Origin of the sequence: Plantactinospora siamensis (assembly GCF_042434095.1) — a bacterium.
In the GTDB taxonomy this organism is placed as follows: domain Bacteria; phylum Actinomycetota; class Actinomycetes; order Mycobacteriales; family Micromonosporaceae; genus KBS50.
In genome coordinates, this window is sequence record NZ_JBHLUE010000036.1 from 63,488 (window position 1) to 75,697 (window position 12,210).

10 protein-coding genes are annotated in these 12,210 nt (G+C 72.0%); 3 read left to right on the plus strand and 7 right to left on the minus strand.

Annotated features, from left to right (window positions below):
- Positions 1-6: 6 nt before the first annotated feature.
- Both ACFFHU_RS31245 and ACFFHU_RS31250 read left to right on the plus strand, forming a co-directional pair.
- Positions 7-732: an ABC transporter permease gene (locus tag ACFFHU_RS31245; protein WP_377344146.1), complete on the plus strand. Its 726-nt coding sequence runs from the start codon at positions 7-9 to the stop codon at positions 730-732.
- The gene (locus ACFFHU_RS31250) at positions 722-1,360 is read left to right on the plus strand and encodes a TetR/AcrR family transcriptional regulator (protein WP_377344147.1); all 639 of its coding nucleotides are present in this window, start codon (positions 722-724) and stop codon (positions 1,358-1,360) included. Before ACFFHU_RS31245 ends, ACFFHU_RS31250 begins: the two co-directional genes overlap by 11 nt.
- A gap of 182 nt (positions 1,361-1,542) precedes the next feature.
- Here ACFFHU_RS31250 and ACFFHU_RS31255 read toward each other — a convergent pair whose 3' ends face one another.
- Genes ACFFHU_RS31255 through ACFFHU_RS31270 form a run of 4 tightly spaced genes read right to left on the minus strand, consistent with a single transcriptional unit; the run spans position 1,543 to position 6,248 of the window.
- Positions 1,543-3,021 (minus strand): mannitol dehydrogenase family protein, encoded by a 1,479-nt coding sequence (locus tag ACFFHU_RS31255; protein ID WP_377344148.1) that lies wholly within the window; start codon positions 3,019-3,021, stop codon positions 1,543-1,545.
- Entirely contained in the window at positions 3,018-3,911 is an 894-nt protein-coding gene (locus ACFFHU_RS31260) for a carbohydrate ABC transporter permease (RefSeq protein WP_377344149.1), read from the minus strand. The genes ACFFHU_RS31255 and ACFFHU_RS31260 overlap by 4 nt, the downstream gene beginning before the upstream one ends.
- Positions 3,908-4,873 (minus strand): carbohydrate ABC transporter permease, encoded by a 966-nt coding sequence (locus ACFFHU_RS31265; protein ID WP_377344150.1) that lies wholly within the window; start codon positions 4,871-4,873, stop codon positions 3,908-3,910. The genes ACFFHU_RS31260 and ACFFHU_RS31265 overlap by 4 nt, the downstream gene beginning before the upstream one ends.
- A 10-nt stretch (positions 4,874-4,883) precedes the next feature.
- Positions 4,884-6,248, minus strand: coding sequence for an ABC transporter substrate-binding protein (locus ACFFHU_RS31270; RefSeq protein ID WP_377344151.1), 1,365 nt, complete (start codon positions 6,246-6,248; stop codon positions 4,884-4,886).
- Between the two features lie 157 nt (positions 6,249-6,405).
- Here ACFFHU_RS31270 and ACFFHU_RS31275 point away from each other — a divergent pair, with 157 nt between their 5' ends.
- Positions 6,406-7,353 (plus strand): sugar-binding transcriptional regulator, encoded by a 948-nt coding sequence (locus tag ACFFHU_RS31275; protein WP_377344152.1) that lies wholly within the window; start codon positions 6,406-6,408, stop codon positions 7,351-7,353.
- 100 nt (positions 7,354-7,453) lie between these two features.
- Here the strand turns inward: ACFFHU_RS31275 and ACFFHU_RS31280 are convergent, their stop codons facing one another.
- From ACFFHU_RS31280 to ACFFHU_RS31290, 3 genes are all read right to left on the minus strand, one after another.
- A complete protein-coding gene (locus tag ACFFHU_RS31280) occupies positions 7,454-8,467 on the minus strand; it encodes an acetamidase/formamidase family protein (RefSeq protein WP_377344153.1) in 1,014 nt (337 codons plus the stop codon).
- Positions 8,464-9,903, minus strand: a complete 1,440-nt coding sequence (locus ACFFHU_RS31285; RefSeq protein ID WP_377344155.1) for an APC family permease — start codon at positions 9,901-9,903, stop codon at positions 8,464-8,466. The genes ACFFHU_RS31280 and ACFFHU_RS31285 overlap by 4 nt, the downstream gene beginning before the upstream one ends.
- A 185-nt stretch (positions 9,904-10,088) precedes the next feature.
- The gene (locus ACFFHU_RS31290) at positions 10,089-11,741 is read right to left on the minus strand and encodes a ricin-type beta-trefoil lectin domain protein (RefSeq protein WP_377344156.1); all 1,653 of its coding nucleotides are present in this window, start codon (positions 11,739-11,741) and stop codon (positions 10,089-10,091) included.
- Positions 11,742-12,210: the final 469 nt, after the last annotated feature.

The following is a 12,210-nucleotide window of genomic DNA, read 5'->3' on the forward strand; positions in this document are numbered from 1 at the left end:
GCAACCATGCGCACCGAGATCGACAAGCTTCGGAGCGTACGCGCTCCGCTGATGCTGCTGCTCGCCGCCCAACTGGTCATCGTGGCCGGGGTGAGCGGACTGTTCCTCGGCGGCGGAGCGGACGCCGCCGATCCCGTCACCGCGCGACGTGCCGTCGCGCACGCCGGGCTGGTGTCGCTCTTCTCCCTGCTGCTCGGGATCCTCGCCGTGGCCGGCGAGTACCGGCACCGGACCATCACCGACACCTACCTCGGCACCCCACGTCGTGGCCGGGTGATCGCCGCCAAGCTCGCCGTGCACACGGCCGCCGGCGTGGTCTTCGGCCTGGTGAGCTCCGTGGTGGCGATGACCGCCACGGCCGTGTGGCTGAGCGCCAGGGGCGGCGCCCTGGATCTCGGCTCGTCCGCGATCTGGGGCACCGTCGCCGGTTGCGTGGCCTGGAACGCCTGCTTCGCGGCGGTCGGCGTCGGGGTTGGCGCGCTGATCCGCAACGTCACGGCGGCCGTCGCGGCGGCACTGGCGTGGTTGGCCCTGGTCGAGGGCATCGCCGGGCAGTTGCTGGGCGACCTCGGCCGCTGGCTGCCGTTCCGCAGCGCGCAGGCGCTGGAGGGCGTGCCGTTTCCGGGGATCGACCTGCTGCCGCAATGGGCGGGCGGCCTGGCCCTGGCCGGCTACGCGGCCGTGTTCGTCCTGCTGGCCGCGTCCGTTACCGTTAGGCGCGATGTCACCTAGACGGGCCAGAGCCACGCGCGGCCGGGCCGGCGACGACCCGGCCGTCGCGCTGCGGCAGCAGCTGGTCGACACGGCGGAACGGCTGCTCGCCGAGCGGCAGGTCGGCGCCATCACCACTCGGGAGATCGCCCGTGCCGCCGGCGTGTCGGACGGGGTGCTCTACAACTATTTCGCCGACAAGTACGACCTGCTGGTGGCGGCCCTGCTGCGCCGGTACGCCGGCGAGTTGGCCACGTTCGAGCGGGATCTGCCGGCGCCGGGCACGGGCGAGGTGCGGGCCAACCTGGTCAGCTACGCGGAGGCCGTCCACAAGCTGATCGCCGACACGTTGCCCGTGGTCACCGGGCTGATGTCCGAGCCCACGCTGCTGCACAGGTTCATGGTCGAGATCCACCGGGAGCCGATGGGGCACCACCGACTGATCGGACCGCTCGCCGACTACCTCACCGGCGAGCGACGGCTCGGCCGGCTCGGCGACTTTCCGCTCGACGCCACGGTCACGATGATCATCGGCTCGGCCATGATGCTCGGGTTCGCCGAAGTCGTCGGCGGGGTGGCCCGGGGCGAGCTGGCCAGGGGCGTCCCGGACATCATCGACACGCTCCTCGCCGGCATCGCCCCGGGCTGAGCCGGGTCGGTCACCCGTCCGGAGCCGGGTCGCCCAGCCGCAGCCGGGTCGCCCAGCCGCAGCCGGGTCGCCCAGCCGCAGCCGGGTCGCCCAGCCGCAGCCGGGTCGCCCAGCCGGAGGCGGCCCGCCGGCACGCCGGGCACCGGATCCGCGAGCCGGGCGCGACCCTACGGTCGGCCGGCTCAGGGCGCCGCGACCAGCTCCCGCAGGGTCTCCCGGGCGCCCTTGTGGTGCAGCGAGTCCAGCGCGGCCCGGTACGCCGCCACGAACCGCTCCTGCTCGATCAGGTCGCCGAACAGCTCCCGGTCGGCCAGGAACGCCAGCGGCTCCGCGCGTTGCCGGCGGGCGGCCGCGGTCAGCCTGTCCCCGAGCCGGTCCACCACCTCGATCGGTTCGTCCTGCTCGTCGACGCCCTCCGCGTACCGGGCCCAGCTCGCGACCACGGCCGCCGAGCGGCGCACCTCGCCGCCGTGCGCGAGGTTGTGCCGCACCACCGGCAGCAGCCACTTCGGGATCCGGTCGGAGCTCTCGGCGCACAGCCGGGCCACGGTGTCCCGGACGCCGGGGTTGGAGAACCGCTCGATCAGCTCCCGCTTGTACGCGGCCAGGTCCACCCCGGGCACCGGCGCGAGCGTGGGGGTCGCCTCCCGGTCCATGTAGGCCAGCAGGAAGTCGGCGAACAGCGGGTCCCGGGCCGCGTCGTGCACCAGCCGGTATCCGCACAGGTGGGCGAAGTAGCACAGCGCCTGGTGGCTGGCGTTGAGCAGGCGCAGCTTCATCAGCTCGTACGGTTCGACATCCGCCACCAGCTGGACCCCGACGTGCTCCAGCGGCGGCCGGCCGGCCGGGAAGCGGTCCTCGAGCACCCACTGGGTGAACGGCTCGCACACCACCGGCCACCGGTCGGCCACCCCGAACCGGCGTTCCACCTCGGCGATGTCCTCCGGCGTGGTCACCGGGGTGATCCGGTCGACCATGCTGTTGGGGAAGGCCACCTCGGCGGCCACCCAGGCGCCCAGGTCCGGGTCCAGGCGCCGGGCGAAGGCCACGAAGCTGCGCCGCGCGGCGTCGCCGTTGCCCTGGATGTTGTCGCAGGACATCACCGTGAACGGGGGCAGGCCGCGCTCCCGACGCCGCCGCAACGCCGCGGTGACCAGACCGAACACGGTACGCGGCGGCGCGTCGGCGGTGAGGTCGTGCGCCACGTCGGGCTGGCCGGCGTCGAACTCCCCGGTGACCGGCGAGAAGTTGTAGCCGCCCTCGGTGACGGTCAGCGACACGATCCGGGTCTGCTCGTCGGCCAGCCGGGCCACCACCGCCGCGGGGTCGTCCGGGGCGAACAGGTAATCCCGGATCGAGCCGACCACCCGGGCCGCGAGCCCGCCGTCCGGGTCCTTCACCACGAGCGTGTACAGCCCGTCCTGGGCGGCCAGCGCGTCCCGCATCCGCCGGTCGGCGGGCAGCACGCCCACCCCACAGATCGCCCAGTCCAGCGCCTCGCCCCCGGCCATCAGCCGGTCGAGGTACATGGCCTGGTGCGCCCGGTGGAAGCCGCCGACCCCGAAATGCACGATCCCGGTGCGCAACCGGCTCCGGTCGTACCGGAGAACCGGCAGCCGGTCCCCCAGCGCGCCCAGGTTGGCCTCGGTCAGTGCGGTCACTTCACGGCTCCCAGCGACAGGCCCTGGACCAGCCGGTCCTGGGCGGCGAACCCGGCCACCAGCACCGGCAGCGACACCACCACGGCGGCCGCGCAGACCTTGGCCAGGAAGAGGCCCTGGCTGGTCACGAAGCCGGTGAGGTAGACCGGGGCGGTCTGTGCCACCGTACCGGTCAGCACCCGAGCGAACAGCAGCTCGTTCCAGCTGAAGATGAAGCAGATCAGCGAGGTGGCCGCGATGCCGGGCATCACCACGGGCGCCACCACGGCCCGCAACGTACGCGGCAGCCCGGCGCCGTCCATGGCCGCGGCCTCGAGCATCTCCACCGGCACCTCGGCCAGGAAGGACCGCATCATCCAGACCGCGATCGGCAGGTTCATCGAGGTGTAAAAGATGATCAGCAGCCAGATGTTGTCGAGCAGGCTGGCCCGCTGGGCGAACAGGTAGATCGGCAGCAGGCCGGCCACCACCGGCAGCATCTTGGTGGACAGGAAGAAGAACAGCACGTCCGTCCACTTCCGCACCGGCCGGATCGACAGCGCGTACGCGGCCGGGATGGCGAGCAGCAGCACCAGCGCGGTCGACACCAGGCTCGCGGACAGCGAGTTGGCCAGCGGCGGCCAGGGGCTGGCCCCGGTCGAGGAGCCGAAGAAGTCCCGGTAGCCCTGCAGGGTCAGCGGGGCCGCCAGCGACGGCGGGTTGGTGGCCGCGTCCGGCTCGCTGTGCAGCGAGGTGAGCAGCATCCACAGCACCGGAAGCACGAACACGACGCCGACCAGCCAGGCCAGCACCGTCAGCACCAGGCCGCCGCGCTCCCGCTGGCGCGCCCGCGGCGCTCCGCCGGCGGTGCGGGTGGCCGGCACGGGCGCGGTGTCGGTGATCGAACTCATCGCGCGGTCTCCTCCCGGAACAGCGTGGACACGGTACGCAGCGCGAACGTGGCGATGATGATCGTGCCGACCACGACCACCACCGCCGCGGCGGAGGCCCGCCCGTAGTCGTGGGCGGTGTAGAAGATCTGGTAGATCGTGTACGGCAGGTTGGCCGTGCCCAGGCCGCCGGAGGTGATGGTGAAGACGGCGTCGAAGTTCTGCACCACGTAGATCGACCCGAGCAGGCCGCCCAGCTCGAGATATTGCCGCAGGTGCGGGAAGGTGAGATAGCGGAAGATCTCCCAGGACGTGGCGCCGTCCACCCTCGCGGCCTCGATCACGTCCAGCGGCCGGCTCTGCAGCCCGGCCAGCAGGATCAGCATCATGAACGGCGTCCACTGCCAGACCAGCGCGGCGATGACCGCCGGCAGGGGCATCGAGGAGATCCAGTCCGGTTGCGGCGGCCGGTCCGCGCCGAACAGCCGCCACAGCCCGGTCAGCAGCCCATTGAACAGGCCGTACCCGGGGTTGTAGAGCGCGTGCTTCCACAGCAGGGCGGCCGCCACCGGCACCACCAGGAACGGCGCGATGAGCATGGTGCGCACGGCCGCGCGGCCCCGGAACCGGCGGTCCAGCAGCAGGGCGATCAGCAGCCCCAGGACGAGGCTGACCAGGACCACCGCCACGGTCAGCAGGATGGTGGTGACCACCGCGTTGCGCATGTTGATGTCGGTGAAGACCCGGCGGAAGTTGTCCAGGCCGGCGAACCGGCGCTCGGCCGGATAGTAGGCGTTCCAGTCCATGAACGAGATGACCAGCGTGGCCACGAATGGCAACTGGGTCACGATGATCAGGAAGAGCAGGGCGGGCAGCAGCGGCGCCCGCCGGGCCCAGTCCCCGGCCCGGCGCGGGGCGCGCGGGCGGTCGGTGGCCGGCGCCCGGTGACGCCGTTCCGAAGTCTTCTCTACCGCGACGGTCATGGCCGGCCTCCTACTTGCTCTCGCGGGCCTGGTAGCGCTCGGCCACGTCCCTGGCGAGTCGCTGCCCCTTGTCCAGCGCGGCCGGCACGCTCTCCCGGCCGGCGATCGCCGAGCTGACGTCCTGGGACACCTGGGTGGCCAGGTCGGTGAACTCCGGAATGTCGACGAACTGTATGCCGATGGCCGGCCGGGGCTGGACCCCCGGGTTGCGCGGATCGGCGCTCTCGATGGCCCGGCGGGTGGGCTCGGCGAACGCGCCGGCCTCGGCGAGATACTTCTCGTTCCGGTACGTCGAGGCGCGCTTGCCCGCCGGCACCCGGGACCAGCCGAGCTGGCCGCCGGCCAGCTCCTCGTACTGCCGACTGGAGGCCCAGGAGACGAACTTCCAGGCGTTGTCCTTCTTGCGGCTGGCCTGCTGGATGCCCCAGGCCCACGCGTACAGCCAGCCGGAGCTGCGGGTCTGCGCGACGGGCGCCGGGGCGTACCCCATCTTGCCCTTGACCGGCGAGTCGGCGGCCTCGAGCGAGCCGGCCGGGGACGTGGCGTCGTACCACATGGCCGTCTTGCCTTGGACGGTGTTGTTGAGGCACTCGGTGAAGCCGGCCTGCGCCGCGCCGGGCTCGCCGTGCGCCCGGACCAGGTCGACGTAGAACTGGGTGGCCGCGCGGAACTCGGGCGCGTTCACCCGCGGCGTCCAGTCCTTGTCGAACCAGGTGCCGCCGAACGTGTTGACCACGGTGGTGAGCGGCGCGAACAGCTGGCCCCAGCCGGGCTGGCCGCGCAGGCAGATGGCCCGCATCCCGGGCTGGGCGTTGTCGATCCGCGCCGCGATGTCGGCCACCTGCTGCCAGGTCGGGTTGGCCGGCATGGTGACGCCCCTGGCCTGCAGGACGTCCTTGCGGTACATCAGGAACGAGGACTCGCCGTAGAACGGCTCCCCGTAGATCTTGCCGTCGTCGGCCGTGAGCGACTGCGTCATCGGCTTGAGGATGTCGGCCTGGTCGAACTGCTGGTCCGCGGCGATGTACGCGTCAAGCGGCGCGATCCATCCGCTGCGGGCGTAGATCGGGATCTCGAAGTTCGATAGCGAGGCCACGTCGTACTGGCCGGCCTGGCTGGAGAACTCCTGGCTGATCTTGTCGCGGACGTCGTTCTCCGGCAGGACCGTGAAGTTGACCTGGATGCCGGTCTGCCGGGTGAAGTTCGCCGCGGTGAGCCGCTGGAGATCCACCATCTGCGGGTTGTTCACCATCAGCACGTTGATGCTGCTGCTGCTCCCGCCGCTGACCCCGCCGCCCCAACCCGCGCACCCGGTCGCCGCGAGCGCGGTGACCAGGCCGAGCGCGGCGATCCGAACTGGGTTCCGTCGAGCCATCGCTGCCTCCCGGTGCGGCCGGCAGCGCCGCCGGCCCGCGCAGATGAGCGCCCTGGTGCTCGTTCGTAGTCTGCTGGCCTCCGGGTCGAGTCGTCAACGGTCCGTGCCACACTGGTCGATACGTCCGCTCAGATGAGCAACAGAGAGGAAGCCGTCGATGTCCACGCCGTTCGCCGGCGGTCCGGCGGAACTCGTGCTGACCGCCTCCGTGGCCCGGCGCTACTACCTGGACGGCCGGTCCAAGGTGGAGATCGCGGACGAGTTCCAGCTCAGCCGGTTCAAGGTGGCCCGGCTGATCTCCAGCGCCCGGGCCAGCGGCATCGTCCGGATCGAGATCGGCTACCCGGGCGCCGTCGACGTCGAGCTGTCCGCCCGGCTGCAACGCGAGTTCGGGCTGCGGCACGCCGTGGTGGTGGACGCCGAGGACGAGCCGTCCCCGCGCCGCCAGGTCGGTGCGGCGGCCGCGGACCTGCTCACCGAGATCGTCGTGCCGACCGACGTCCTCGGCCTGGCCTGGTCGCGCGCCGTCGGCGCGATGACCGCGGCCCTGCGGCGGCTGGCCTGCGTCCCGGTCGTGCAGCTGACCGGTTCGCTCGCCGAGCCCGACCTGCACGACAGCTCGGTGGACCTGGTCCGGCAGGCCGCGCGCGCCGCGGGCGGGCCCGCGTACTTCTTCCACGCTCCGTTGGTGGTGCCGACCGCCGGCACCGCGCGGGCCATGCGGAAGCAGCCCGAGATCGCCCGCGCCTTCGCCCGGTTCGACGCCGTCACCAAGGCGGTCGTCGGGATCGGCCGCTGGGCGCCGGGCGAGTCCACCATCCACGACGCCGCCAGCGAACGGGACCGCCGGCTGGTGGACCGGCTCGGCGGCCGCGCCGAGATCTCCGGGGTGCTCATCGACACCGACGGCGTACCGGTGCGGGCCGGGCTCACCGACCGCATGATCGGGATCTCCGCGGCCGAGCTGCGGGCCGTGCCCGACGTCATCGGCATCGCGTACGGCGTCGCCAAGGCGCCGGCGGTGCGGGCGGCGCTGCGCAGCGGCATGCTGAGCGGCCTGGTCACCCACCGCACCCTGGCCGCCGACCTGCTCGGCCCCGGCTGACCGGCCGGCGCTCCGGCCGACCTGGCTCCGCGCCGCCGGCCGGGCGGGGCCCCGACGACCGGCGGCCGGGCGGGGCCCGGACGACCGGCGGCCGGTCACCTCAGCGGTGCGCCAGGTACTCCCCCGCGATCGCCCGCAGCCGCGCGTGCACACCCTCGTACGCGCTGGTCCGGCCCAGGTAGCGTTTCGGGATGCCGGCCAGCATCGTGTAGTTCGGGTCGCAGACGTTGCCCACCGGCGCCGTACCGGCCTGGCTGACCAGCTGGTACGCGTCGAGCAGGTCCAGCCCGGCCAGCGCGGCCACCCAGGTCACCAGGTCGTGCTGGCTGATCCGGTACGCGTCCTCCAGCGGCCGGGCCGAGCCGGTGCTCAGCAGGACGTCGTCGGTCTCCAGCCGTGGCCACGGCGTCGGCGCGCCCTTGATCAGGTCGAGGATCACGGTGGTGTTCATCGCGGCCTCCACCCCGGTGCCGCACACCTCGCCGTGGCCCTGCCGGCAGTGCCCGTCCCCCACCGCGAACAGCGCGCCCGGCACGTTCACCCCGAAGTACGCCGTGACCCCGGCCCGCAGCTCGGGCGAGTCCATGTTGCCGCCGTGCGCGTCCGGCACGATCGTCATCCGCGACTCGAACGCCGCCGGCGCCACCCCCATGGTGCCGTGCATCGGGTCCAGCGGCAGCGCGACGGTGAAGTCACCGCGCCGGGCCCGGTAGGTGACCGTGCCGGCCGCGCGGTCCACCTCGTACAGCCAGACCAGCTCGTCCAGCGGCGGGTGCAGGGTGGCCGTGGCGTGCGTGCCGGTCAGCGCGCCGAAGTGCGGGAACGTGCTGGAGACCGCCCAGTCCCGGGCCGGTTCGATGGCCACCACGTGCACCGCGAGGGTGTCCCCCGGCTCGGCGCCCTCGACGTGGATGGGCCCGGTCACCGGGTTGAGGAACGGGAACTCGCACACTCGGGACGGCAGGTCGTCGACCCCGCGTACCCGGCCGCCGAAGCAGTCCTCCGTGTACAGCTCGACCACCGTGCCGGGCCGGACCCGGCGGACCGGGTCCCGGCCGCCAAAGGTGTACGACAGCTCCTCCGGCCCCGGCCGGTAGGTGACGACCTCGGTCATGCGGTTTCCTTTGTCGGCTCGGTGGAGGCGTCCGGGTCGGCGCCGGCCAGGGCGGGCAGTTCCGGCGGCCGGCCGGTGGCGTACCGGACCACCAGCACGATCACCCCGATGCCGAGCCAGATGAAGCCGAGCACCTGGGCCGCGACCCGCGCGTTGATCACGACGTAGAGCAGGATGGCGAACCCGATGACGGGCACGATGAGGTGCCGCCACCAGTCCCGGCTGCCCCGCCGCACGACGTGGTGCACCACCACCGAGACGTGCAGGGCGAGGAACGCGGTCAACGCCCCGAAGTTGACCAGCGTGGACAGCAGCGAGATGCCGTCGTCCCGGCTGGCCATGTAGAGACCGAGCGCCAGCGACAGGACCGCCACCAGCAGGGTGGCGTTGGCCGGGACGCGGTGCCGCGGGTTGATCCGGGCCAGGAACGACGGCATCTGGCGGTCGCGGGCCATCGCGTACAGCAGCCGGGAGGTGGCGGCCTGGGCCACCAGGGAGTTGGCGAAGCCCCAGGCGATGGCCGTGGCCAGCGCGGTGAGGCCGGCCAGCCAGCCGCCGCCGGCCACCCGGGCCGCGTCGTAGAAGGCCGTCCCCTCCGGGTCGCCCTTGTCGAGCAGGCCGGCCGGATCCGGTACGAGCAGCGCGGCCACCCAGGTCTGCACGATGAACAGCACCCCGGCCAGCAGCAGCGCGCCCACCATGGCCCGGCCGATCTGCCGGGCCTCCTCCCGGTTCTCCTCGGCCAGCATCGAGATGCCGTCGAAGCCGAGGAAGGACAGCACGGCCACCGAGACGGCGCCGAACACCAGGGGCCAGGAGAACGTGCCGGCGTCGTAGAGCGGCCGCAGCGAGAAGCCCCGCCCCTTGCCCTGAGCCAGCGCCACCACGCCGATGACCAGGAAGATGGCCAGCACCACCGCCTCGGCCGCCAGCATGATCCGGTTGACCCGGGCGGTCAGCTCGATGCCGAAGTAGTTGACCACCGTGTTCAGCAGCACGAACCCGGCGAGCCAGAGCCACACCGGCAGGGCCGGCACGAGGGAGTGCATGGCCACGCTGGCTACCAGGTAGAGCAGGCCGGGCACCAGGACGTAGTCGAGCAGGATCACCCAGCCGGCCAGGAAGCCCACCGGCGGCGCGATGCCGCGCCCGGCGTAGCTGTAGACCGAGCCGGCCATCGGGAAGGCGCGGGCCATCTGCGAGTACGACAGCGCGGTGAACATCATGGCCACCATGCCGATCACGTACGCCAGCGCCACCATCCCGCCGGAGCCGGCGAACACGCTGCCGAAGATGCCGAACGGGGCGATCGGGACCATGAAGATCAGGCCGTAGACGAGCAGGTCGGTGAAGCTCAGCGAGCGGCTCAGCTCCTGGCGGTAGCCGAACTGTTCGAGGTCGGCGGGCCGGTCCGGCGGATCGACGGGTCGAGGCATGGCGGTCCTCCTTCACCCAAGGCCCGCGACGGTACGCGAGTGATGTTCGATTGGAAAGGGTCCGATGGAAGCCCCCATCCCGCCGGTCGACCGTCCCGCACGCTCGGGGAACGCGCCACGAAAGCGGCCGGCCGGCCGCGATTGCTCGCGGCCGGCCGGCCCGGCGTGCTGCGGCGCGGTGTCGGTCAGACCCGGGTCCACCGCTGGTTGCTCTGGCCGTTGCAGGTCCACAGCTCGACGAGGGCGCCGTTGCCGGTCGCCGCGCCGGTGACGTCCAGACACAGCCCGGACTGCACCCCGGTGACCGTGCCGTCGGAGTTCATCCGCCACTGCTGGTTGGTCTGCCCGTTGCAGTCCCAGAGGATCACCTTGGTGCCGGCGCTGGTCTGGTTGTTGTAGGCGTCGAGGCACTTGCCGACCACCTGCAGCTGCCCCGAGCCGGTGTATGTCCAGCGCTGGCCGGCGCCGCCGGTGCAGTCCCAGATCTGCAGCTGGACGCCGTTGGTGGTGCCGCCGTTCGGGTCGTCCAGGCACCGGTTGGAGCCGACGCCGCGCAGCGCGAAGGTCGAGCCGCTCGGCGTGGGCGTCGGGCTGGGCGTGCCGGTGGTGCCGCCGGAGACCCGGTACATCACCACGCCGTGCCCGGGCACGCTGGCGCTGATCGTGCCGGTGGTGCTGCTGGTGGCCCCGGACCACAGGTCCTTCAGCGCGTAGCTGCTGGCGCCGCTCTTGCCGATGGCCGCGGCCGTGGTGCTGATGGTGGCCGTGCCGCTGTTCTCGTTGAACAGCACCACCGAGACGTCCCCGTTGGACAGCGGCTTGGCCAGCACGTCCAACCCGCCGGACGAGCTGACCATCCGGCCCTGCCGGCCCAGCGAGTCCTGGTCGACCGCGATCACGTCCCGGTTGCCCAGGATCGACAGCGTGGTGTAGCTGGCGTTGACCAGGTTGTTTCCGGCCAGCAGCGGGGCGGCCATCTCGGCCCACAGGCTGAAGTGGCTCCGGTCCTCGGTGGCCGACATGCCGTTGCCGACCTCGAGCATGTCCGGGTCGTTCCACGCGCCGGGCTTGGCGTACGCGTCCAGCCCCACGTTCTGGTGAAAGATCGACAGCATGCTGTTGTAGTTGGCGCCGATGTCCCCGGTGGTCCGCCACAGGTTGCCGACGTCGCCCGCCCAGGTCCACGGGGCGTTCACGCCCCACTCGCAGATGCTGTAGACGATCGGCCGGCCGGTCGCGGCCAGCGCGTCACGCATGGCCGAGTATCGCTGGATGTACTGCTGGGTGGTGCTGCTGCCGTTGTTGTTGCAGTTGTCGTACTTGAGATAGTCGACCCCCCAGGCCGCGAACTGCCGCGCGTCCTGCGTCTCGTGTCCCAGGCTGCCCGGATAGCCGGCGCAGGTCGCGGTGCCGGCATCCTCGTAGATGCCCAGCTTCAGGCCCTTCGAGTGGACGTAGGCCGCGGTGCCGGAGATGCCGTCCGGGAACTTGGCGTAGTCCGGCTGGAGGTTTCCGCTGCCGTCGCGGCTGTGCTGCATCCAGCAGTCGTCGATGTTCACGTACTGGTAGCCGGCCGCGGCCAGGCCCGCTGACACGATCTTGTCGGCGGTCTGCTTGACCAGCGTCTCCGACACGTTGCAGCCGTACGCGTTCCAGTCGTTCCAGCCCATGGGCGGGGTCAGCGCCAGCCCGTTGCCGAGCGCCTGGGCCGGCGGCGCCAGGGGGACGCCGACGAACCAGACGGCGCCGCTGAGCACCAGCAGCAGCGCCGCCGCCCCGAACGACCAGCGGCGCCACGGACGGCGCGGGGGATCCGTGTTTCCGCCTGCGAGCTGCATCCGGCTCTCCCTTCGGGGCGATGACACGACGGCCACTCAAAGAAACAACTTTATCGATGTTATCGATAACATTGCCAGAGTCAACAGCGGGTTCCCGCCGACACCGCCCGGACACGACGCCGAAACGGCCGCCGACCGGCGTCGCGGGAGGGAGGAGCGGGCAACGGAGATATTTCATACTCATTTACCCCGCCTTACCGATCGGACCGGCCGCGCGCGCAGGGTCCGACGGTCGGATCCGGCCGGCCATCAACCGCCTCGGGCTGCCGTTTCGGCCGCCGGAGGCAAACCGGATCCGTCCCGACGGCGACCCTCGCCCGGCCCGAATACATCGATGAACGCTGCTTGACACCCGCTTTAGGCGGGCCTATGTTCGGGCCGAGCCGGTTCGATTGACGGGCTGTCAGTCGTACCCGACAGGACGCGGCACCGGGCCTCGGGCACCCGGTCGACGTCACCTCGCGCTGGA